Genomic DNA, 22,547 nt, shown 5'->3' with positions numbered 1-22,547 from the left:
TCCGGTGCCACACACAATTGACCTGAGCAACCGTCAACCCTTTGCCTCAGGCTATAATCGCCAGTGTTTTCGACATCCCGAAAACCCGTTATTGTGTCTGAAAGTTCTGCGCCCTGAAAATATCGAAGCTCGCTTTCATCGCCAGTCTTTGGTGAAAAAGCTTCTGGGCAAGCGCCGGATTGATGATAACGTCCAGGAGCTGAAAGCACACCAACAGAGCGCCATTCGCCAGCTGATCGCGCAAGGCCAGGCAGAAACGGTATGGCGGCACCTGCCCCGGTTTCACGGATCGGTACAAACCTCGCTGGGAGTCGCCAACGTCAGCGAACTGCTGCAGGATGAACACCATCGGCCTGCGGAGACTCTGGAGCAGTACCTTCAACGGCAAGGGTTTGATCAACCCATGCAGGAGGCCGTCAGGCACTTCTGCGACTGGCTCCAGAGTACCGGCATACTCACCCGCAACCTGCTGCCCCACAACCTGGTGGTGGTAAAGCAGGCGTATCAGCCGAAACTGTATCTGGTGGACGGCCTCGGCGCCCCCACCATTCCAGGCAAGCTCTCAGCTGTTCCCGCCTGGCGACGGCGATACATTGGCCGGCGTATCCAGCGTTTTTATCTGCGGATAGAGTGGGAGTTGGGCGACCGGCAACAAAGTTGGGAACACTCCCAGAAACTGTAGATTCCCGTTGCCGCCTTGCCGCACGGGCCCGATGGTGATAGCTTCCGCTCAGTCTGATTACTGGTAATGGTCCCTCTATCGATGGCGCTCTCAAAAGCAACGATTCTTATCCTGGCACTCAGAGTTCTGGGAAAGCTCCCTCTGCGCGTCGCGCAGCTGATCGGACGCTTCCTGGGTTTCATTGGCTGGGCACTCCACACAGGGTCCCGGAAAGTCACTGAAATCAATCTGAACATCTGTTTCCCGGACCTCAGTGATGAAGAGCGAGCCAGGCTCGGGCGCTCAAGCCTCAGGCACACCGGACAGACCATGATGGAAATTCCGCTGATGTGGGAGTGGCCGGTCGAAAAATGCCTGGGTCTGATCCGCGAGATCGAAGGGGAAGAACTGCTGAAAGAGGCTACGGCGGACGGCAAAGGCCTGATACTCCTTGCCCCTCACCTGGGCAACTGGGAGCTCACCGGCCTGTACTTTTCTTCCCGGTACAAGATGGCAGCGCTGTACAGTCCACCCCATATCAAAGAGTTCGAAGACTATATGATACGGGTGCGGGGGCGCCTGGGATCCGAACTGGTTCGCGGTGATCGGCGAGGGCTGGCGAGACTGATTACCCTTCTGCGGGAAGGTGAGGTTGCCGGTATACTTCCGGACCAGAGTCCTCGGGGAAAAGGCAATGCCTATGCACCGTTCTTCGGGATGGAGGTTCGCACCATGACGCTCGTTGCCAAACTGATGCAGAAATCCGGTGCCAATGTATTGATGACCTATTCCGAACGGCTGAAGGATGGCGAAGGTTTTCGCCTTGTTGTCCGCCAATGCGCTCCGGGCATGGACGATCCCGACCCCGTGGTTGCCACCACTGCCCTCAACCTCTCGGTAGAGAACTGCGTCCGGGAAGCTCCGGAGCAATACCAGTGGGAATATAAACGAATGCGCCATCGCCCGCCGGGTGAGGTCAATCCATACAAACCGGACCGGATCTGCTAGCCCAATGCCGAAATCCAACCTCATGATTCAGGCCTTTTTACTTGCAGGGCTGGGAGGAGCGCTGATCTCCTCCAGCTTCCTTGCTGGCGCCACCCTCCTGATCGCCATTACAGGCATCGTCGCCATCAAGCGGCGTACCCTGGAGCAAACCGACTGGGATACCCCGAAAGAACTGCGGCTGATCCATTTCGCCTTCTGGTTCTTTGTGCTGGTTAGCGCAGTTGCCTGGATTGTTGACGGCTTCTCCTATGAGGGCCTGAAAACACTCGGCACCCACGCCCGATTTATTCTTTTCTGGCCCCTGGTGATTGCGCTCACCGCGGCCGCCCTGAAAGCCACAGGCGCTTTCTCGGCGATGATACTGGCCGCTGTCGCCGCCAGCGTCATCCTGGTGGTCGATCTGCTCGCCCACCAGGGAGGCTTTGACGCATTCCTCCGCTACCGTTTTGGTGGTGGCATCAACCCCATCACCTTCGGCAACATCACGCTGCTTGCCAGCGTTATATCCTGGGTGGCCTGCTTCCACCTCTGGCACCAAAACCGCAAGGGCCCTGCGCTACTGGCATTGGCCATTGGCTCCACGGGCATCCTTATCGCCCTGCTCTCGCAGACTCGCAGCAACCTTTTCGCCCTCCCGGTTTTACTGCTGTTTTTCCTTGCTCTGGTGCCGGCCCGCGCCCGCATCCCGGCCATCCTTGCGATTGCTGTCCTCATCGTTAGCGCTGGGTTATCCAGCAGCCGGGTTACAGATACCATTGAGCAGGTATCCGAGGGTGAGTTTGATCCCAGCATCCAGCTGCGCCTCGAGGCCTGGCAGGTCGCCTGGAACACATTCAGTAATAGCCCCCTGGCCGGGGCCGGCCTGAACAGTTACAAACTGGCTGCACAAGCACATGGCGAGTCTGGCGATGTGCACAGAAGCTTCCTGTCATGCTGCACAGACCACGCCCACAACGATTTCTTGCAGGCAGCGGCCACACGTGGAACTCTCGGCATCCTCAGCTGGCTGTTTCTGCTGGGCATTCCGTTTGCGGTATTTGCCCGACAACTCCGCAACCCCCACAAACCGGTCGCCTGCCTGGCCATTGCCGGTGCCATGCTCCCCGCAGGGTACCTGACCTTCGGACTCACCGAAGCGACCTTCGACCGCAGCCTGTTTCTCACTTTTTATCTGCTTGGGGTTGCCGCTTTTGCCAGCGCCATGTTCAATGAACTGGCTGCCTCCTACACCCGTCAGCGCAAGGTCAGTGTATCCGCCACCGTGATCACCATGAACGAAGAGGATCACATCGAAGACTGCCTCAAATCCGCGCGACTGGTCGCCGATGAGATCATTGTCCTGGACAGTGGCAGTTCCGACAGGACGGCCGAGATTGCCCGCCAGTACGCCGATGTTGTGGAAGTAACAGACTGGCCAGGCTTCGGCATCCAGAAGCAACGCGCCCTCGACAAGGCAACCGGAGAGTGGGTTCTGTCTCTGGATGCGGACGAACGCATTACACCCGAGCTGGCGAGGGAAATTAACCACCACCTGTCAGAACCTGATGCGGATGCGTACAAGCTTCCCTGGGCCGTCACAATATATGGCAAACGCCTGGACTTCGGTCGCAGTGGACGGGCGCCCCTGAGACTTTTCCGGCGGGAAGGTGTGAGCTTCTCGGACGCCCTGGTGCACGAGCGCATCCTGATTCCGGCGGGCCGCAAGGTAAAAACCCTGCGTGGACGGCTCACTCACTACACCCACCGGGATTTCGGACACTCCCTGGAGAAAAGTGCCAAGTACGCCTGGCTGGGAGCCCGGGAGAAGCACCGCAAGGGCAAGAAAACCCGCACCATGATATATCCCACCCTGCGAGGCCTGTTGACCTTCGTGCAGGTCTACTTTATCCGCTTTGGCTTTCTGGACGGAGCGGTGGGGTATCTGACCGCCGTCACCTACGCGCAGGTGACGTTCAACAAATACGCTGGCCTGTGGACGCTCGGGAGAAACAGCTAACCAGGGAATTTTTACTGAGGTCTGGTTCCTTGCTGAGCATCCTCTGTATGGGGCCAGACGTACATAGAGCAAAAAAAGACTGGCATCCAGAATATTACCCAGTCTGGAGTAGGTGAGGACAAAAGTCTTACCGTATCCGTGAGATTCAACAAAACAGTAAGACCCAGTAGCGTTATAACCGCCAGCCTTTCCCTAACACCTTTCACTTGAGAAAGGCATATCTTTTGGGTCAACAACCCCAGTAAAAAAAGCAGCAGACAGAACGCCAGAATCCCCCCGTGGAGCAATGTCTGAAGAAACAAGTTATGGGTATGCTCGAAACTTATCCCATACTTTTGCCTCAACTCTTCTCCAGGAACGGTATCGACAAACTGAACTGCTTCCCCAACACCGAACAACCAGTACTCTGGCAAAGACGCAACCACTGCGGCCCAAATTCCCAGCCGATAAGAACCACCCCGCTCGGTGACAACCTCATATATCCACTCACCTAACCCTAAAAGCAATAGAGTGACGACCAAGGAAATCAAGAAAGAACAGGCAACAACAGCTCTTTTTTTATCAATTCGGGACTGAACCAGAATAAATGACAAATAGAACAGAAATACCAAAACTCCCGAAAGCATGGGGCCCCTGCTCTTGGAAAGAAAAACAAATGCCAGAACAAACAAACCGGAAACAAGCAGTATTCCGTAATGAATTGGCCTCGGTGGGAGACGGTAACTAGTGAGCAACATGACTGCCCCGAACGACCAGATTATCAGTAACGTAGAAGACCCTCTGATGGGGTGCTCAAGAAACCCAAAACCAAAAATCCTGTCAGGCATTTCCCCTGCAATGAGTAGCTTTCCAATCACCGAGATTGCGGCGAAACCCGCCATCACTGCGAACAGCGTCCCGTAAAATCGCGCTTTACTCATCCACTCTCGGAAAGCCAGAATGAAACAAAGTAGAAACAATAGAATTTCTACTCCCCAACGGAAGCGCCTGAAACTTTCCCCAAAAGGTGAATCGCTGAAGAAGCTCCGTAACGACAGGTAACACACTATCGTGATGATCACCTTCACCGGCAGAGACTCAAACTCCTTAGGGATACCTTGCTTATATAAATACACAAGCGACAGTGGTGCTGAAACAGCAAAAAAGAAAAACCTGGAAACGTCATCCCACGGAATCAGCAGTGAGAGAAAGAGGAAGGCCAGCAGTCCAAAGCTTACACGGGATTGAAGGCTACTTTCGTGGAACCACGTCATTTTAAATGGTTCCGAGCCCATGCAACCAGCTGATCAGGGTCTTTAGTCAAATCTAGTTTGTTCAGCGATTGCGGTGTACTGGAGAACATTTCACATGAATATACTGGCCCGCTGCCATTATATTTTATTCCACTATAATGCGTTGGAATAAAAAAATGGCTTGGCAGGATCGTTGCCGTCTTTTCCGGTAGCGACGTCAGTACATCCGTAAGCAGTGCAGGGCCAGTAACCTTCCACGCTGGCTCTTTTTTCCAGCGGAATTTAGACCACGAAAACCTGCGAGGCCAGCTCTGCATAGCGGAAAGGCGGCATACAATTTCATTAATTACATTATTATCCGGCCTGCAGCCCACATAGCCGTTTGCAATAATGCCTGGGCGCGCATATTCGTTTTCCCATGACGCAAACAGATCACAACAGAACAACCAATCAGGCAATCTTTCGAGACAAATTGAATCGGAATCGAGCGCAACCCCTCCTTCTTCCAGCAGTATTTCCCACCGCATAAGGTCCGCCACAGCGGCGTATTGCCCACCGCACCCCATGATCCACTCCATGTGACGTTTGGTTACCCAGTTCCGATTAGCAAGCTCTTCATTTCCCCAGACTTTAACGGAAAAATCCGGGTGGTGTCGGCGCCACGTTTCAATAAACGCGTCTGGTCGCAGCGAATCATCCCCCACCCAAATAAAATGCAGAGTTCTTGGAATCTCCCTGACATCCAAGCCCCTATGCATCCGTTAAACTCTCTTTTTTATTCCATCGGGCACACTTATGAGTGCACATAAAACGAAAATTATGGAAAAATCTTCTGGAAATTTCAGCCAACGCGAATAGCTCTCTCCGAAATCGAACAGCCAAACTTCTGGGCTTCTTATTTCTGTCGTAACCAATTATAGAATCGAATAGATGCTCATGGGTTATGCACTCCGGAGAAACACCAATGCATTCGACTTTATTAGCCCAGAATCTATCCATGTACATATCAACCGCAAGAAACCATTTATCTGCACCAGCCAAAAACTTCCTGGCGCCAGCTGGTGTCAAGTAATATCCCATTCCGCTCATAGGCCCCTTTGTATACTTAACAAAGGAAAGCGCTCCTAACTCGAACATGGATATGGATTTACAATGCTTCACCCGATTACGAAATAAACGTACACACTCTATATCTGCACCCAATCTGGGTGCCTGTTGCAGAAACTCGCGGAAATAACCCTCAATAAGGGTGACATCATCCTCAAGGACAATCACAGGCTCACCCAGTTCCACACAGCGCTGCCAAACCAGATAATGGCTTGCAAAACAACCAAGCTGGCCAAGACTAAGAGGGGCCCCTTTTCTCCTTACCCGGTACTCCTCATCGTACTTCTCAAATAACGGGTGATTAATCGCTCTGCCATCTATAGCACTGAACCGCTCGGGGGTTACTCCTACCGAATCCAGCTGTCTTTTGATATGGCCCCACCGTTCTTGGGCCGAATCAAGATTGATAACAATTACTTTTGGCATGCTTCTCATTCAACTCAGTTAATCACCCTCGGGAGCAGGCATACAGAGTGTATACCCAAGCCCAAATAAAGCGCGCCATCAGGCATTTTTTTGTAGCTCTTTTTTCAAACGCCTGCGAACTTTCAGTTTGCGTACCAGATTAAGAGGCTTGGGCTTGAGCCTGGCAGTTCCGGTGTCCAGAAAACCGTCAACGGCATTAATGACCCGAGCGCTTGAGCATCCATCTGTATAGCTATGAAGGTCCGAACACAGAGATCTTGCTTCCTTCAATAACGCCTCAGGCCGCGATGCCGCCTCAGTCAGGGCCGCTTCCAGGTCGCCCACATCATTCACATCAATCAGATAGGGCCCCGGCATCTTTGTCCTGAACGTCACCACCGGACGATCCAGGAACATGAACTCAAACATGATGGATGACGTGTCGCAAAGCATGACATCGGCTTCTGGCAATATGGGCAAAAGATCTTCGTGGCTCTCCACGAACCGTAAGTTTTCGCCCGCCAACGCGCGGTACTGCTCCACTACAGATGGGTCCATCTTGGGGTGGAGAGTAACGATAAACTTCCACCGACCACTGCGAGACAACTCCCCAATTCTATCAACCAGGTCCGGAGCCGAAGTGACGGAACGACTGAAGGTTGAAGCGTAAAATACAACGGGCAGATCGTTGTTACTTCGCTCCCTGGGCCCTCTAACCCCTTTCTCCAGCAATGGATCCAGCTTCGGCCACCCCGTCTTCGCAACGGCAAAGTGACGATGCTTTTCAGCCAGTTCCTGAAACTTGGCTGTGTCTTTCTCCGCATGGGTGCAGTAAAGATCAAACCACCCACGGATCCGATAGTGGTCACTTTCATCCTCACTGCTATGGCCCCGCTTGTTACGAGCCATACCATGGAAGACCTCAACCTTGATTCCGGGAAAAAAATAGGGAACCCAGTCTCCCGGAACAAACGTCGCATCGGCGTTGTAGTCCATGACTTCCTGAACGGTCTTCAAATGCCGCTCATCAGTCCGCAAGGGAGCCGTCGTGCAACCGGCAACAAACCAGGCCGCCTCTCCCCCTCGCTTGCGGATTTCGTCCTGTAAGGGGCGGAGAATTGAATAGGAATAGGGCTGGTTAACAAAAAACAGATAACGTCGCATTCAACGCCTGCCTGCCAGAGATTTGTAAAGTTCACCCGTTTCGCGAACCGTTTGTGAGGTATGGAAGTGGTTGGCAATCCGCTCACGAGCCGCCTTTCCCATGCCCGAAAGTAATCCGCGGTTACGATAGAGTCGCTCAACCGCTGTAGACAACGCGGACGGGTTCTTGGGAGCGACCACGATGCCACCGAGACCATCATCAACCAGCTCTGGCATGCCACCCACGGCCGTGACCACTGGCGTTATACCATAGGCCATGGCCTCGATAACTGCCCGCGGCAGACCTTCACGCTCTGTTGAAGGCAATACGAAAACATCGCTGGCCGCGGCAATGGCCGGCGCATCCTGACGATAACCGGTAAAGTGAATGCGTTCGGGGTGAGAGGTTGCTTCCACCTGAGCCTGGAGCTTTTTATTATCGACAAGATCGCCAACCAGCAGCAGGTGTACCTCCACATCTTCGGGGAGCTCATCCACTGCCCGGATCAACACATCGAATCCCTTTCTCGGTGAGTTGCGCCCGGTACAGCACACAACGAAGGCACCCTCCGGCACACCAAACTGGCTCAGATCGGCTGGCTGATCCTGATACCAGCTCAGATCGTGGCCTTTGTAAATACGCTGCAACTTGTGGTCGGGAATGCGCAACCAGAGAAACCGCAGACTGGCCAGATATTCCCTGATGGCGTCAGCGACACAAACAATTTTGCTCACCCGCGGATGAAGAAAGGTAATCCAGGATTCGGGATTGAGAAAACTGATGTTGCCTATCACGCCTCGATAAGCCACAACCTCAAGATCCATATCCTTCGATGCCCGCAAACCACAAGCCAGAGCTCTCGGGTTGTAGGCATGAATAATGTCGTACTTTTTGCGGGTGAGCTGGTCACGGATGGCTTCCGTGCCGGCCTTGTCAAAACGGCTCTGCAGGGCCATCGGCTGCGCCACCATATTTTCGTCAACCAGGCGCTGATAGTTTCGCCCTTTCGGGTTGCACATGACGTCCACGTCGAACCCGGCTTTTTTCAGGCCGATAAAAAGTTCCGATTCAGGACGATCGCAGGCATCAGTCAGACAAAGAATTGCCGGAAGCGAATTGCTTTTTTGTTGATCACTCAAGTGGATTGACTCCCATGATATCCATGCATAAATGGCTCCCAGACACGTGCCTGAGCTGCCTCCCCGGCAACTTTCCTCAAAGATCGGGCAAAGCGTTCAAGGTTGGCGGCTTTCCAGCGTTCGGATGCGTTCCCATCCATGATGCGCCCCTTATCAAAATCAATCAGAAAGAACTCGCCATCCCGGACCAACACGTTAAAACAGTTCAGGTCGGCGTGACGGACGCCAGCGTCATGAAAACGGCGTATGGTGCCACCCAAGAGCTGCCATGCCCCATCATCCAGACTGGTTATCAGCTCTGCCAGCGGCGTGGTTCTCTCCAGCTTTTCAATAATAAGGGCTGCTTGATAACGTAGCCGCGAGGTTTTCCGATACCAGGCAGCAACCGGCCGGGGCACAGGTAGTTCCATACCGACCAGCTGATTCAGAAGCCGAAATTCTGCGAACGAGCGGACGGCGGTCTCACCCGTGAAGACATAGGCCTTCCTGGAGATCTTCGCTATCAATCCCCCTCGGAGATACTCCCGCAACACCACCTGATGGCTGCCCGCGGTAATAAACCACGCACCGCCACGGCCGCCACTGCTGACTGGTCGCGCCCGGTCGCCCCAATATTCGGGATCAAACCAGTCACCACTCACGTCGTCTCGATAATCCGGGTGTACCAACAACCGTGCGCCATTTTCACGAAGACAAATTTCAGACACCGCCATGACTACCCGAATTCCAGAAATTAAAAACAGCAACTTCACCCTGCAGGTCCGCCGGGACGTGAGTAGGCGAGTACGATAGAATGGCGGCCAGTTTACCAATGATTACCAGCAAAGCTCCACAAACCCGCTTTTAAAACTTGTACGGATTAAAAATCAATGAATTCCATCTGCATCCTGCGCCTCTCCGCCATCGGCGATGTGACCCATGTAATCCCGGTCATTCTGAGTCTCCAGGAGCAATGTCCCGGGGTTAAGATCACCTGGGTTATCGGCAAGATCGAAGCGAAGCTGGTTGGCGACCTGCCGGGCGTGGAGTTTGTGATCTTCGACAAGAAGGCCGGCTTGAAGGGCTATACCGAACTCCGCCAGAAGCTGCGTGGGCGAGATTTTGATGCCCTCCTACACATGCAGGTGGCCTTTCGGGCCAATCTCGCCGCTGCGCTGATTCCTGCGAAAGTAAAAGTCGGCTACGACAAGGCACGCAGCAAAGACCTTCATAGCCTATTTATCAACAAGCGCATTGCGCCGGCTCCCAAACAACACGTGCGGGACTGCCTGGCCAGCTTCCTGGAACCGCTGGGACTGAAAGCCGCCCCACCCCGGTGGACCATTCCCCTAACCGAGGACGATCATCAGTTTGCCCGGGAACAGTTAGCGGATGATCGCCAGAACCTGGTCATAAGTCCTTGTGCCAGCCACACCCTGAGAAACTGGCCAGCCGAGCGCTATGCCCAACTCGCGGACCATGCCGCTCGCAAACACGGCATGAAGGTGATCCTGGTCGGCAGCCCGGCACCGTTCGAGGCGGAATATTGTGCCGCCATTGAAAGCGCAATGAAGGAAAAAGCCCATAACATCTGCGGCAAGGACACCCTCAAGCAACTGACCGCCCTGCTCACCCAGGCCGATCTTGCCGTCGCACCCGACACCGGCCCAGCTCATATTGCGAGTGCCGTGGGTACCGATGTGCTGGGCATCTTTGCCGCCAGCAATCCCTATCGCTCAGGACCGTATAATTCGCTGCAATGGTGCATTAATCGCTATCCAGAAGCGTTGATGCAGTCTACGGGTAAAAGCGTGGATGACGCGCGCTGGGGCGCAAAAGCAGAGTTCGAGGGGGCCATGGAGCTTGTAACGGTGGAGGATGCCACTGCCATGCTGGATAAGTGGGTTAAGGCCCATCGGGTCGCGGAAACGAAAGTGGCGTCGGATCTGGGGTGATCTGATGCTCCCCCTCTCCCTGGCCCTCTCCCGCGAGGGGAGAGGGAATTATCGCCCAGGGCTGAGGGCCGCCCATGAAGTTGGGGCGAACAGGCTTATTTTCGGGCGGTATAGTCTTGGTAGGACTTTTCTTCCACGAAGCGGGAGCCCAACGCCAGGTTGACCTCTTTCTTGATAGCAGCGCGCTTGTCGTTGGTGACATAGACCGCGCGGGCCAGCTCGATGAACTTCGATCCGAAGTCCTGTGCAGCTTCCTGATCGCGGATGTCGTCTTCGATCACCCACAGTTCTTCATTCACCGCCTTTAGTTGCTTGCGCAAATCGGCGATTTCCGCAGCCTTGTCCTTCACCGCTTCGTCCCAGGTAGCGCTCAGCTCATCCAGTTCCAGGCGCACGTTTTTGACTTTAGCCTCGTCCTTGATGCGCTCGGACTTGATTTCGAGAATGGTGATTTTGTCCAGCACCTCACCGAAGGATACCGGTACCTTGATTACGTCTGCCATTGGCTCGTCCTGCAGGTCAATTTGATTTGGAGATAACAGGGCCGCCGGACTGAAGCAGTCAACGGCGGCTCGCGAACGTTCCGGGATCAGCTTTTTACGTGAGTCAGCCAGCCACTGTGCTCGGGCGACTTTCCCTTAACCGCGTCGAAATACATCGCCTGCAGCTTCTCGGTAACCGGACCACGCTTGCCGGCCCCAATGACACGGCCGTCCAGCTCGCGGATGGGCAACACTTCAGCGGCGGTGCCAGTGAAGAAGGCTTCATCAGCGATGTACACCTCGTCACGGGTGATGCGGCGCTCTTTCACGGGAATGCTGAGCTCGCGCGCGAACTCCAGGATGGTTCCGCGGGTAATACCTTCCAGGCAGGACGTCAGTTCCGGGGTGTGCAGTACGCCGTCACGCATGATAAAGATGTTCTCGCCCGAGCCTTCCGCTACATAGCCTTCGTTATCCAGCAACAAGGCTTCTTCGCAACCGCTTGCGATGGCTTCATTCAGCGCCAGCATGGAGTTGATGTAGTTGCCATTAGCCTTCGCCTTGCACATGGTGATATTGACGTGATGGCGAGTATAGGAGGATGTGCGCACCTTGATGCCCATTTCCTTGGCCTCTGGTGACATGTAGGAAGGCCAGCTCCAGGCGGCAACCATAACGTGCACCTGAAGATTATCCGCGCGCAGCCCCATGCCTTCGGACCCCAGGAACACCATCGGGCGCAGGTAGGCCTCATCCAGGCCATTCTCGCGAACAGCTGCGCACTGGGCCTCGTTGAGCTGCTCCTTGGTGAACGGCATGGTCATGTTCAGGATATGGGCAGAACGGAACAGCCGGTCGGTGTGTTCCTTCAGGCGGAAGATCGCCGGGCCGCTGGCGGTGTTATAGGCACGCACACCTTCAAAACAACCCAGACCATAATGCAGGGTGTGGGTCAGCACGTGGGTTTTGGCTTCCCGCCAGGGAACCATTTCACCATCCAGCCAGATCAGGCCATCGCGATCAGCCATCGACATTGTTTCTGCTCCATAACAAGCGTTTTTCGGGAAACCGGCATTCTAGCAGGAAAATTCCGCGGAACCGAAGTGTCGTCGACTAATCTACCATCACCTTCTGCCACATACCTCTGATGTAAGCCCGCTCCTCAGGAAACGCATCGCCCTCAACTTGACTGTTCATGTTCTGCAACGCCCTGCGATGAATCGTCGAACGCAGAGTGATATAGGACTCGCGAAGCTTCCCTGCATCCTCCACATCGATAACGCCGGCACGGCCGAGCTCTTCCAGTTGCCGGATGTTATCAGACCACTGGGTCAGTTCCGGGTGTTCAGAGCTGTAGGCCAGCATGAGATACTGGACCAGGAACTCAATGTCCACGATGCCGCCGTTGTCATGCTTGATATGGAAGACCTCTTTTTGCTTGGCCTCTGGCGTTCCCAGGCTGGCGCGCATCTTTTCTCGCATGTCCACCACTTCGTCGCGCAAGCGGCCCCGATCCCGACGCTGACACAGCAAGTCATGTCGCAGGGCTTCGAAATCCGCCAGCGTGGGTCGGCACCCGGCTACGCCGCGGGCCCTCGCCAGAGCCTGATGCTCCCACGTCCAGGCGTCATTGCGCTGATACTTTTCAAAGGCCGGCACGGTGCTGACCAGAAGCCCGGAGTTACCAGACGGACGAAGGCGCATATCAACTTCGTATAACTGACCGGATGGAGTCTGGGTGTTGAGAATATGCACAATGCGTTGGCCAAGCCGGGTGTAGAAAACGGCGTTATCGATGGGCCGATCCCCGTCCGTGGCCTGCTCAGGATCCGCATTGTGCACGAACACCAGATCCAGATCCGAGGTATAGCCCAGCTCGATGCCGCCGAGCTTGCCATAGCCGATGATGGCGAAGTCGGTATCACAGGCTGAGCCATCGGCCCGGCGGGGATAACCGTGACGGCTGACAAGGTTGGCGAAAGCAACGTCAACAACATGATCCAGAACCACTTCAGCAATCCAGGTCAGGTAGTCACTCACCTTCATCAGCGGCAGCGTGCCTTTCAGTTCCGACGCCGCTACCCTCAGAATATGCGCTTTCTTGAAATGCCGCAGGGATTCCATCTGTTCTTCCAGATCCTCGAAGGGAATCCTCAGCATTTGCTGGCGCAGGTCGTCCTGCAGCTCCTCCTTGGCCGGCGGGTGGTACAGGCTCTCGGCATTCAACAGTTCGTCAAGCAGCAACGGCGTTTCCGCCAGCTGTCGGGCAATCCAGGGGCTTTCGCTGCATAGTTTGACGAGCTGAGCTCTTGCGCCCGGGTTTTCCAGCAGCAGAACCATGTAAGCCGTACGCCGCAGAATGGCTTCAACCAGTTGCAGCACCCGTTCCAGGGTTTGTGAAGGGGCATCAACCTGGGTCAAGGCTTCCAGCAGCACGGGCATGAACTGGTTCAGGCGCTTCCGGCCCTGGGTCTGCATAATCTGGACAGTACGACTGTCGCGCAGATTGCACAGCAGTTCATGGCTACCCGGGGGGTCTTCAAAGCCATGCTGACCCAACCATTGCCTGGAAACCTCCTCATCCATTTCAGCCAGCCAGAGTTCATGCCAGCCTTCCTCGAGGGAGCCGGACTCCTGCTCTTCGTCCTCGGTGGCAATGATGTCTGCAAAATGCCGGGCAACGCGCTCACGATGGGACTCAAGCTCATGCAAACAGTGCTCCCAGCTTTCAAAGCCCATAATCAGGGCAATGCGGGCCTGGGCCAGTTCATCATCCGGCAACAACTGGGTTTGCTTGTCTTCAACGCCCTGCAGGGCGTGCTCCAGGTTGCGCAGGAATACATAAGCTTCGCGCAACTCCTTCACCACAGGAGAGGGCAGCAATTCCAGTTCTTCCAGTTCCCGGAGTATCACCAGCAGCTCACGCTGTTGAAGCTCCCGATCACGTCCTCCCCGGATCAACTGGAACGCCTGCACCACGAACTCGATTTCACGAATACCACCACTACCCAGCTTGATATTATTCTCAAGCCCTTTGCGCCGTACCTCGCGACCAATCATGGATTTCATACTGCGCAAGGATTCGAACGCACTGAAATCCACATACTTGCGGTAAACAAACGGCCGCAGGCTCTCCATGAGAACCTGCCCAGCGCGCTGATCGCCCGCCACAATCCGGGCCTTGACCATGGCGTAACGCTCCCAGTCACGCCCCTGGTCCTGATAATACGTCTCGAGGGCAGCAAAACTCAGCGCCAACGCACCACTCTGGCCATAGGGTCGCAGACGCATGTCCACGCGGAAGACAAAGCCGTCCGCCGTTATCTGATCCAGAGCCTGGATCAGTCTCTGCCCCAGGCGGATGAAAAACTGCTGATTATCGATGGAACGGGGGCCGCCCCGGGTTTCCCCCTTCCCGGGAAAGGCGAAAATCAGGTCGATATCGGAAGAAACATTCAACTCCCGGCCGCCCAGTTTGCCCATACCCAACACCACCATGGATTGGGGAGCCTCCTCTCCTGTCACCGGATCCATACCCCAGGGTGTACCCGACTGTTCGCAGGTGTCTTCATACAGCCAGTCCAGAGCCCCCTGTATACAGGTCTCGGCAAATCCGCTGGTCGCGGCCATGGTTTCGTGGAGATCGGCCCAACGCATCAGATCACGCCAGATAATGCGGAACTGGCTCTCCCGCCGGAACCGGCGCAACGCCGCGTGCAAGGAAAGTTCGTCAGAGACTTCTGCAAGGTACTCCTGCCAACGCTGATTCAGATATTCCGGGGTTGTCGGCTCACGGAGTGAGCGGGACACAACCAGCGCCTCTACCTGCTCGGGGTGCCGCTCCAGGGTCTGTTTCAGAAACACACTACGTGCCATGGCGCTTGCTACGTCGCCTTCTGAAAGACCTGCCGACGCCGTCATCCACGGAGCATGGCCATCACCAATCACCGACGACCAACCTGCAGCGACATCATCAGCAAGCACTTTCGGAAGCGCGCCCCATGGCTCGGACATAATGCAAACCCCTGTATCTCTGTTATATTAGGAGCCTCTGAACAACTCCTGAACCGCCTCTGCGCGTTCTGAGGGCTGCAGGTGCAAGGCGCGACTCGCCGCTAATGGCCGTAGTCCTTGGCAAGAGTCGCAACGCCGCAGATGCAGCCTTCAGAGCGCGCCCTTCGGGGCTTTCAGAGCAATCCACACTCCGCGTTGCGACTTTTTGCAAGGTCCAGACATTACTGCAAAGTCGCGCCTTGATTGTGAATCGCTCTGAAAGCCAGAGGCGGTTCAGGAGTTGTTAAGAGGCTCCTCTACTGTATAACGAACTGTCACCCGACTGAACCGCCCAGGCCCTTAATGCTCAGAAACCGCCGTCCGCTCAACCCGGAACATCAATTTGCGCACCTTCCGATATCCGGCATCATCCGTTCACGCATCAAGCGGCTGTTCGCTATTCTTGGCGGCCTTCTGCTGTTTCAGGTCATGGTCATCTGGACCGTGGAAAACCTCACCCTGTTCGAGTCCTTCTGGCTGACCATGACCACCCTGGTTACCGTGGGTTATGGAGACCTGTCCCCGGAAACGGTCATTGGGCGGGTCAGCACCGTTATCGTCATGTTTATCAGCGCCATCACCATCATGACGCTGATCGTCAGTGATTTCATCGAGTACCGGTTTTACCGCCGGGAACGCATCGTAACCGGACGCTGGGTATACAAAATGAAAGACCACATCGTAATCATCAACACTCCACGAAACGGCGGCGAGCAATATTTTGTGCGTTTCGCCTCACAGATACGCGCGATTCCCGAATACGAAACTGTGCCCATCCTCATTCTGACGCGCCAGTTCCCGAGCGGACTGCCCCCCGAACTGGCGGACGTCGGCCTGGTTCATTTTCATGGTTCTGGCAGCGATCCGGATGCGTTGAAAGCTGCCCATGCCGGAAGTGCGCGACACATCGTTGTGCTGGCCGGCGATGAAGCTGATCCGGCGTCCGACAGCCTGACGTTTGATATTGCCCACCGCCTGACTGAGGCCAACCTGGGCAGCCGAACAACGGTGGAATGTGTGAGTGACCGAAACCGACACAGGTTTAAAGCGGTGGGCGTCAGGACCATCATCCGGCCGGTCCGGACCTACCCTGAAATCATGGTTCGCGCGATTGTGGCTCCCGGTTCGGAGAAAGTTCTGGAGGACATGTTCAACTACCAGAACGACCATCCTCACCGGTACGACCTGAAGTTTGATAACCTGAACTGGGCCGATATTGTCAGCGCTCTGGTGCGCCACGGCATAGGCACGGCACTGGCTTACATCGACAATGACGACGAAGTGAGCTGCCACCCGCCTACGGATGAAATCATTGAAGGCAAGGGGTTGATCGTATTGGTAAAGTCACATGACACCCCAAGCGTCCAAGTAGTGGAGGAGGCCCTTGACCGTTATCGGATGTTCCTTGAAAAGTGGCACGATGCCCAAAAGGAACAGGCAGAAGCCACCTCCCTTTAACCAGCCGCAATGCTCAGTTGCAACTGCCCGAGTGCACCGCGCTCGGCCAGACGCGCAACCTTTTCTCCAGACATCAGACTGGTGCGAACGTCATTGAACTGTGGCTGTGTACCGTGATTGCCCGCCAGGCGACCGACTTCCGCCAGATCGTCTCCGTCTGCTAGTAATGTCTCACCCTTCAGCCAGGCCACGCTCAGCCCGTGAAGAAATCCTGAAACTGACAGAGCTTGCTCACCGTCAGCTGGCAGAATAGAAGGATTATGCAGACCCGCCAGGAAATAGCCCTGCTCCGCCTTACTCACCAGGTTCAAAAACACCGGGACTTCATCAGCAAGAGCGCGGGCCCATTGGAGCAGATATGAGGCATCGCCGGATTTGAGCTCGAACTCCACCTCATGCAGAGGCCGTCTTTGCCCTCCGGCTTCGATATAACCCGCATCAACGGCCACTTCAATCACGGTTTCCCCTTCTTCGATCATCACGATCTGACGCTCAAAGTTGGTTTCAAAAACCGGCTTCAGGTCCGCAAGGTTGACGCCCTGTCCCACCGGGGTGTCTGCCACCAGACCAATATTCAGCTCCTTGCCCATCAACGGCCATTCCCACTCTTGCCGTTTGTGAGCGCCATCCACAAACTCTCCCTGAGTTTTGAGGGTCTGGATGAAGTGATCCCCCATCTGCCGAACCCGCAGGGCAATGCGTTGCCGGTTAAGGTCAGCTTCCGGCGTGTCGAAATAGCGGTTTATTAATGTCTTTCGTCTGCCCTCGGTAGCGCCGCTCTGCGACAGCAACCATTTCAGAGCAGTCGCCTGGTTTTCAGCAGACAAGGTCAGCTTGATTTCCAGCTCTTCGGCCATGACACGTCTCCATTGATTTTTCCAGCATACATAAAAAAACCGGCAACCCGAAGGTCGCCGGCTTTTGTCACTACTTGATTAGCTGGTCAGCTGATCAGAAGTAGTAGGTAGCACCGATAGCGAGATCAGTGGTGTCAACGTCACTGGCACCATCGTCTGCATTGTTCAGGTAGCCTTCAACATAAACATACATGTGGTCAGACACGTTATGGAGAGCCTGCGCGGTGATAGTAGAGGTTTCCGCGTCAGTGTTGTCTTCATCAGCAAACTCATAGGCAACCGCGAAAACATTGGCTCCCATGGTGTAACCGGCAAACACGCCATACAGATCACCCACATCCTTACGGGTCTGGTACTGGGCAGTCAGGCGCAGATCGCCAGCGGCGTAGCTACCACGAACACCGTAGGTGTTTTCGTTGTTGACGCTGCTGCCAACGGTGCCGTCAGAGTATGCAAAGTCGCCGTCGTTGGAGTCCATGGCAACCGCCAGCTCAAACGCATCAACCGCATAAGTAGCGGCCAGCTGGTACGGGTAAGACTTCTCACCCTTGTCGTCATCACCATTGATTTGAGCGGCACCGTGCAGCTGCAGGCCACCGAAGCTCGGAGAGCTGTACTGGACCAGGTCGCCTTCGCCAGTGTCATAGCTGCCGCCAATGCTCTGGCTAGCTACTTCAAAGTAGTTGGCAATTTCGTCGATGGCAGTCTCGTAGGTGGAGTCGTCAGAACCCACCCAAACGGTACCGAAGCTGTCGCCTTTAACACCGATGTATGCTTCGTCAAAAGCATTCAGGCCGCCATTACCGGCCTTATCGTCAGCGTCGAATTCCAGCTCGGCTTTGAAGAAGCCAGAGATGCCCGGGGCGATTTCGTGGCTGTGCTTGACACCGATGGTGGAGCCGTTGTCGGCGAAACTGGTACCGGAGCTGCCGTCTTCGACGTCGCTGTGAACACCGGCCAGCTGGATGTTACCGTACACACTCGGCATGGAGTCCATGCGTGCAGCCAGCTCGGATGCAGATTCCATGGCCAGCGCGGAGCCGGAGAAAGTTGCGGCTGCAACAGCAGATGCGATGAGCGTTTTTTTCATGTTGCGTCTTCCTTTAAGTGAGTTAACTCAGGTTTTAGCGACGGGTTCATTTCCCGTTCTTTAGACTTCTACCAGTCAGGCTGGATTAAGCCTTATTTTGTGTCGCCACCATGTCACTTTAATGACACGGTGATAACATTTTTGTATTCTCAATGATCCGAGCCAGCTCAGACCTTTGCAGCTCAACAACTTACAGATATAAGTTAAAGCACTGCATAATGAGCTCTTTTTTAATACAACAAACCCTGTTTTGCAAATTTTTAAGGTGCGCGTAATAGCTCTTTTAATATCGTCCGGTGCGATCCGCTGGCCGGACCGGACTTCCGCCCTCACCCCCAACAAACAAATCAATTTAAGGGCCAGAATGGCAAATAAATTTTATATTCAGTGACTTGGGAAAATCCAGGATAGCCTGTTCCGGTACGCCCCGGCTTAAATCACCTTTACTCCGCACCAATTAGGGTCGCACATTACAGTCACGCGCGATTATGGGGCGCGATCCCGCTTTTCAGGAACTGCCCCCCACTTGTAGCATGAAGGTCACCGGACCATCATTGACCAATGACACTTTCATATCTGCCCCGAACTGACCTCGCTCAACACAACCGTGTGCCAGCATGGCCTGCGCCGCATTGAAGAAATCAAGGAATAGTTGTTCCGCCACTTCAGGCGCAGCGGCCGATGAAAACCCCGGGCGGGTACCGGAACCGGTATCCGCAGCCAAAGTGAATTGGGGAACCACAAGAAGAGAACCGCCCACATCCTGCAGGCTTCGATTCATCCGTCCCTGATCATCGGGGAAAATGCGATAGTTCAGCACCTTTTTTGCCAGGCCCTGAACTTCCCGGGCCCCGTCACCACGCTCTACTCCCAAGAGAAGCAACAGGCCTCTCTGGATTTCAGCAACTCGTTGATTATCAACAGTGACACTGGCACTTGAGACGCGCTGAATAAGCCCTTTCATCAAACTCCCTGTGGAAGGACCGTTAAGAATTTGCAAGAGTGTATCCATGGCATCGGGGGACCGCAACCCCCCGGCCAAGTCATTCTGAGGTGCCGGTCGCTTTTGCGGCCACCTCATCCACGCCACGCATCAATGCGTCCACAATGGCAGGTTCCGATGCAGAGTGGCCAGCATCCCGGATAATTCGCAGGTCGGCCTGCGGCCAGGCTGCAGCCAGTGCCATGGCGTTATCCAGCGGACACACCATGTCATAGCGTCCATGGACAATAACGCCCGGAATGTCAGCAAGCCTGGATGCATTACGAACGATCTCGTCCACTTCGAGAAACGCATTATTCATGAAGTAGTGGCACTCGATCCTCGCCAATGCAATCGCGACATGGGGATGACCGAAGTGCTCCACCACTCTGGGATTGGGGTGGAGAGTGGCACATCGCCCCTCCCAGACGGACCAGGCCTTGGCAGCTTGAATCTGTTCCAATTCGTTACAGCTTGTAAGTCTTTGGTAATACGCCTTCACCAAATTCCCCCGCTCACTCTCGGGAATCGGCCCCAGAAAGTCCTGCCAGTAATCCGGAAAGACCCTGCTTGCGCCCTCCTGGTAGAACCAGTGAATATCCCTGGGACGACAGAGGAAAATGCCCCGGAGGACCAGTCCAAGCACCCGCTCCGGGTATGTCTGGGCGTAAACAAGACTGAGAGTCGACCCCCAGCTCCCACCAAACAGCAGCCATTGGTCAATACCCAGAAACGCACGGACGGTTTCCATGTCCTCCACCAGCTTATCCGTGCTGTTACCTTCCAGCTCTGCAAGCGGCGTTGAGCGCCCCGCGCCACGCTGATCCATCAGGATAATGCGGTATCGCTCGGCATCAAAAAAACGGCGATGAAAATCCTCACACCCACCACCCGGCCCACCATGAACGACCAGTACCGGCATGCCCTCCGGGTTTCCGCTCTCCTCCACATACAGCTCGTGCGGTGGGTCAACGGCGATACGGTGCTGTGCATTCGGCTTGATTTCAGGATAGAGAGTGAGCATGAAGGCGCTCCGGTAATAAGGGTGTAACCGGAGTTTAGCTGAAGTGAACAAAAAAGGGGCGGCTCCCCAAGGACCCGCCCCTTTGTTTTGCGTACTGGCGATTATTTCTTGTGGGCGCGCTTACGCTCGTTTTCAGTGAGCAGCTTCTTACGCAGACGGATCGACTTGGGCGTCACTTCCACCAGCTCATCATCATCGATGAACTCCAGTGCCTGCTCAAGCGTGAACTTGATCGGCGGCACCAGACCAATAACCTCGTCTTTGCCGGAAGCACGCATATTGTCGAGCTTCTTGCCTTTGGTCGGGTTGACCACCAGGTCGTTATCACGGCTATGAATCCCGCACAGCTGGCCTTCATAGATTTCCTGACCGGGATCCAGGAACAGCTTGCCACGACTCTGCAACGTTTCCAGAGAGTAGGTCAGCGCCGTCCCGGTCGCCATCGACACAATCACACCGTTCTGGCGACTGGTCACGTCGCCACCCTTGATCGGGCCGTAATGGCTGAACGTAGACGTCAGAATGCCAGACCCCGATGTAAGGGTCAGGAACGAGTTGCGGAAGCCGATCAGGCCCCGCGCCGGAATCGTGTACTCGAGACGCATACGCCCCTTGCCGTCCGGAACCATGTTGGTCAGGTCACCTTTACGCAGGCCCATCTGATCCATCAGGGCGCCCTGGTGCTGCTCCTCGATGTCGATGATGACGTTCTCGTAGGGTTCCTGCTTTTCGCCATCAATCTCACGAATAACAACCTCTGGACGACCGACCGCCAGCTCGAAGTTTTCGCGGCGCATATTTTCGATCAGCACCGACAGGTGCAGCTCGCCACGACCGGATACCTTGAACTTGTCCGCGGAATCACCCTCTTCGACACGCAGCGCAACGTTGTGAAGCAGTTCTTTCTCAAGACGCTCCTTGATATTCCGGCTGGTAACGAACTTGCCCTCTTTGCCACAGAACGGCGAGTCGTTGACCTGGAAGGTCATGGACACGGTCGGCTCATCCACCGTCAATGGCGGCAGCGCTTCAACATTGGAGGGATCACAGAGCGTATCTGAAATGAACAGCTCATCCAGACCGCTGACACATACGATATCGCCCGCTTGCGCTTCGTCAACTTCAACACGCTGCAGCCCGGAGTGCCCCATGATCTTCAGAATACGACCCTGGCGCTTCTTACCATTGGCGCCAATAGCGGCCACCGGCGAATTGGTCGTGATCTTGCCGCGCATAATGCGGCCGATGCCGATAACACCCAGAAAGCTGCTGTAGTCCAACTGGGAAATCTGCATCTGGAACGGTCCATCGAGATCGACGGATGGCGCCGGCACATGATCAACAATCGCCTGGAATACGGCGTCCATGTTGTCGTCAAGATTTTCGTGATCCATCCCGGCGATGCCGTTGAGGGCACTGGCATATACGATGGGGAAGTCCAGCTGTTCATCGGTGGCGCCGAGGTTGTCAAACAGGTCAAATACCTGATCCACGACCCAGTCCGGACGGGCGCCAGGACGGTCAATCTTGTTCACTACCACGATCGGATGCAGCCCCGCATCAAAAGCCTTCTGGGTCACAAAGCGGGTTTGCGGCATCGGACCATCGATGGAATCAACCACCAGCAGCACACAATCGACCATGCTCATCACCCGCTCCACTTCGCCACCAAAGTCGGCGTGGCCCGGGGTGTCAACGATGTTGATGTCGTAGTCGTTCCATTTCAGCGCCGTGTTCTTGGCCAGAATGGTAATGCCACGCTCTTTTTCCTGGTCGTTGGAATCCATAACGCGCTCGTTCTCGAGCTCTTTGCGCTCCAGCGTACCGGACTGACGTAGCAACTGGTCTACCAGGGTGGTTTTACCGTGGTCAACGTGGGCGATGATGGCGATATTACGAAGTTTTTCAATCACAAAAATAATCCTGCGGCATGCACTCAATGACCTGAGAGGGTCTTTTGCAGGGTAGCCCCTGA

19 protein-coding genes are annotated in these 22,547 nt (G+C 55.1%); 5 read left to right on the top strand and 14 right to left on the bottom strand.

The features are described from left to right. Positions 1–4: 4 nt before the first annotated feature. The 3 genes from Q0Y21_RS07035 (at position 5) to Q0Y21_RS07025 (ending at position 3,665) form a co-directional block, all read left to right on the top strand. Positions 5–682, top strand: a complete 678-nt coding sequence (locus Q0Y21_RS07035; RefSeq protein WP_297793065.1) for a YrbL family protein — start codon at positions 5–7, stop codon at positions 680–682. A gap of 81 nt (positions 683–763) precedes the next feature. Next, entirely contained in the window at positions 764–1,669 is a 906-nt protein-coding gene (locus Q0Y21_RS07030; RefSeq protein ID WP_297793061.1) for a lysophospholipid acyltransferase family protein, read from the top strand. Between the two features lie 4 nt (positions 1,670–1,673). Then, on the top strand, positions 1,674–3,665 hold the full coding sequence (locus Q0Y21_RS07025; protein ID WP_297793059.1) for an O-antigen ligase family protein: 1,992 nt from the start codon (positions 1,674–1,676) through the stop codon (positions 3,663–3,665). Between the two features lie 11 nt (positions 3,666–3,676). Here Q0Y21_RS07025 and Q0Y21_RS07020 read toward each other — a convergent pair whose 3' ends face one another. The 6 genes from Q0Y21_RS07020 to Q0Y21_RS06995 all read right to left on the bottom strand — a co-directional run bounded on the left by Q0Y21_RS07020 (position 3,677) and on the right by Q0Y21_RS06995 (position 9,405). Further along, positions 3,677–4,918, bottom strand: a complete 1,242-nt coding sequence (locus Q0Y21_RS07020) for an O-antigen ligase family protein (RefSeq protein ID WP_297793056.1) — start codon at positions 4,916–4,918, stop codon at positions 3,677–3,679. Next, positions 4,915–5,643 carry a glycosyltransferase gene (locus tag Q0Y21_RS07015; RefSeq protein ID WP_297793052.1) on the bottom strand — a complete coding sequence of 243 codons (729 nt, stop codon included), beginning with the start codon at positions 5,641–5,643 and terminating at the stop codon, positions 4,915–4,917. Before Q0Y21_RS07015 ends, Q0Y21_RS07020 begins: the two co-directional genes overlap by 4 nt. 4 nt (positions 5,644–5,647) lie before the next feature. Continuing rightward, positions 5,648–6,430 carry a glycosyltransferase family 25 protein gene (locus Q0Y21_RS07010; protein ID WP_297793049.1) on the bottom strand — a complete coding sequence of 261 codons (783 nt, stop codon included), beginning with the start codon at positions 6,428–6,430 and terminating at the stop codon, positions 5,648–5,650. 78 nt (positions 6,431–6,508) lie between these two features. Next, positions 6,509–7,573, bottom strand: a complete 1,065-nt coding sequence (locus Q0Y21_RS07005) for a CDP-glycerol glycerophosphotransferase family protein (RefSeq protein ID WP_297793046.1) — start codon at positions 7,571–7,573, stop codon at positions 6,509–6,511. After that, positions 7,574–8,692, bottom strand: a complete 1,119-nt coding sequence (locus Q0Y21_RS07000) for a glycosyltransferase family 4 protein (protein WP_297793042.1) — start codon at positions 8,690–8,692, stop codon at positions 7,574–7,576. It lies immediately after the preceding gene. Continuing rightward, positions 8,689–9,405 carry a 3-deoxy-D-manno-octulosonic acid kinase gene (locus Q0Y21_RS06995; protein WP_297793039.1) on the bottom strand — a complete coding sequence of 239 codons (717 nt, stop codon included), beginning with the start codon at positions 9,403–9,405 and terminating at the stop codon, positions 8,689–8,691. The genes Q0Y21_RS07000 and Q0Y21_RS06995 overlap by 4 nt, the downstream gene beginning before the upstream one ends. A 156-nt stretch (positions 9,406–9,561) precedes the next feature. Between Q0Y21_RS06995 and Q0Y21_RS06990 the strand changes: the two genes are divergently transcribed. Continuing rightward, positions 9,562–10,626, top strand: coding sequence for a glycosyltransferase family 9 protein (locus Q0Y21_RS06990; protein ID WP_297793036.1), 1,065 nt, complete (start codon positions 9,562–9,564; stop codon positions 10,624–10,626). 95 nt (positions 10,627–10,721) lie between these two features. Here Q0Y21_RS06990 and Q0Y21_RS06985 read toward each other — a convergent pair whose 3' ends face one another. The 3 genes from Q0Y21_RS06985 to glnE form a co-directional block, all read right to left on the bottom strand. Continuing rightward, the gene (locus Q0Y21_RS06985) at positions 10,722–11,129 is read right to left on the bottom strand and encodes a DUF6165 family protein (protein WP_297793033.1); all 408 of its coding nucleotides are present in this window, start codon (positions 11,127–11,129) and stop codon (positions 10,722–10,724) included. A gap of 86 nt (positions 11,130–11,215) precedes the next feature. Then, a complete protein-coding gene (locus Q0Y21_RS06980) occupies positions 11,216–12,142 on the bottom strand; it encodes a branched-chain amino acid transaminase (RefSeq protein WP_297793031.1) in 927 nt (308 codons plus the stop codon). 79 nt (positions 12,143–12,221) lie between these two features. Further along, positions 12,222–15,122: a bifunctional [glutamate--ammonia ligase]-adenylyl-L-tyrosine phosphorylase/[glutamate--ammonia-ligase] adenylyltransferase gene (glnE, locus tag Q0Y21_RS06975; RefSeq protein ID WP_297793028.1), complete on the bottom strand. Its 2,901-nt coding sequence runs from the start codon at positions 15,120–15,122 to the stop codon at positions 12,222–12,224. Between the two features lie 342 nt (positions 15,123–15,464). Here glnE and Q0Y21_RS06970 point away from each other — a divergent pair, with 342 nt between their 5' ends. Beyond that, the gene (locus Q0Y21_RS06970) at positions 15,465–16,619 is read left to right on the top strand and encodes a potassium channel family protein (protein WP_297793025.1); all 1,155 of its coding nucleotides are present in this window, start codon (positions 15,465–15,467) and stop codon (positions 16,617–16,619) included. Here Q0Y21_RS06970 and Q0Y21_RS06965 read toward each other — a convergent pair. From Q0Y21_RS06965 to typA, 5 genes are all read right to left on the bottom strand, one after another. Further along, positions 16,616–17,476, bottom strand: coding sequence for a CYTH domain-containing protein (locus tag Q0Y21_RS06965; RefSeq protein ID WP_297793023.1), 861 nt, complete (start codon positions 17,474–17,476; stop codon positions 16,616–16,618). The two genes, Q0Y21_RS06970 and Q0Y21_RS06965, sit on opposite strands and share 4 nt — an antisense overlap. Positions 17,477–17,570: 94 nt before the next feature. Then, positions 17,571–18,566, bottom strand: coding sequence for a porin (locus Q0Y21_RS06960; RefSeq protein ID WP_297793020.1), 996 nt, complete (start codon positions 18,564–18,566; stop codon positions 17,571–17,573). Between the two features lie 508 nt (positions 18,567–19,074). Further along, positions 19,075–19,530, bottom strand: a complete 456-nt coding sequence (dtd, locus tag Q0Y21_RS06955; RefSeq protein WP_297793017.1) for a D-aminoacyl-tRNA deacylase — start codon at positions 19,528–19,530, stop codon at positions 19,075–19,077. 79 nt (positions 19,531–19,609) lie between these two features. Next, positions 19,610–20,572: a prolyl aminopeptidase gene (pip, locus tag Q0Y21_RS06950; protein WP_297793015.1), complete on the bottom strand. Its 963-nt coding sequence runs from the start codon at positions 20,570–20,572 to the stop codon at positions 19,610–19,612. A 101-nt stretch (positions 20,573–20,673) separates the two neighbouring features. Beyond that, positions 20,674–22,485 carry a translational GTPase TypA gene (gene typA, locus Q0Y21_RS06945; protein WP_297793012.1) on the bottom strand — a complete coding sequence of 604 codons (1,812 nt, stop codon included), beginning with the start codon at positions 22,483–22,485 and terminating at the stop codon, positions 20,674–20,676. Positions 22,486–22,547: the final 62 nt, after the last annotated feature.

Origin of the sequence: uncultured Marinobacter sp., assembly GCF_947259545.1 — a bacterium.
GTDB lineage: Bacteria > Pseudomonadota > Gammaproteobacteria > Pseudomonadales > Oleiphilaceae > Marinobacter.
The sequence above is the reverse complement of the archived record's forward strand: the minus strand, read 5'-3'. Positions and strand labels throughout refer to the sequence as shown.

Coding starts and splice junctions, on each gene's coding strand:
- Q0Y21_RS07005 (WP_297793046.1), bottom strand. CDS start 7,573: ATGCGACGTTATCTGTTTTTTGTTAACCAGCCCTATTCCTATTCAATT.
- glnE (WP_297793028.1), bottom strand. CDS start 15,122: ATGTCCGAGCCATGGGGCGCGCTTCCGAAAGTGCTTGCTGATGATGTC.
- Q0Y21_RS07020 (WP_297793056.1), bottom strand. CDS start 4,918: ATGACGTGGTTCCACGAAAGTAGCCTTCAATCCCGTGTAAGCTTTGGA.
- Q0Y21_RS06990 (WP_297793036.1), top strand. CDS start 9,562: ATGAATTCCATCTGCATCCTGCGCCTCTCCGCCATCGGCGATGTGACC.
- Q0Y21_RS06995 (WP_297793039.1), bottom strand. CDS start 9,405: ATGGCGGTGTCTGAAATTTGTCTTCGTGAAAATGGCGCACGGTTGTTG.
- Q0Y21_RS07030 (WP_297793061.1), top strand. CDS start 764: ATGGCGCTCTCAAAAGCAACGATTCTTATCCTGGCACTCAGAGTTCTG.
- Q0Y21_RS07025 (WP_297793059.1), top strand. CDS start 1,674: ATGCCGAAATCCAACCTCATGATTCAGGCCTTTTTACTTGCAGGGCTG.
- pip (WP_297793015.1), bottom strand. CDS start 20,572: ATGCTCACTCTCTATCCTGAAATCAAGCCGAATGCACAGCACCGTATC.
- dtd (WP_297793017.1), bottom strand. CDS start 19,530: ATGAAAGGGCTTATTCAGCGCGTCTCAAGTGCCAGTGTCACTGTTGAT.
- Q0Y21_RS06960 (WP_297793020.1), bottom strand. CDS start 18,566: ATGAAAAAAACGCTCATCGCATCTGCTGTTGCAGCCGCAACTTTCTCC.
- Q0Y21_RS06965 (WP_297793023.1), bottom strand. CDS start 17,476: ATGGCCGAAGAGCTGGAAATCAAGCTGACCTTGTCTGCTGAAAACCAG.
- Q0Y21_RS06980 (WP_297793031.1), bottom strand. CDS start 12,142: ATGTCGATGGCTGATCGCGATGGCCTGATCTGGCTGGATGGTGAAATG.
- Q0Y21_RS07010 (WP_297793049.1), bottom strand. CDS start 6,430: ATGCCAAAAGTAATTGTTATCAATCTTGATTCGGCCCAAGAACGGTGG.
- Q0Y21_RS06985 (WP_297793033.1), bottom strand. CDS start 11,129: ATGGCAGACGTAATCAAGGTACCGGTATCCTTCGGTGAGGTGCTGGAC.
- Q0Y21_RS06970 (WP_297793025.1), top strand. CDS start 15,465: ATGCTCAGAAACCGCCGTCCGCTCAACCCGGAACATCAATTTGCGCAC.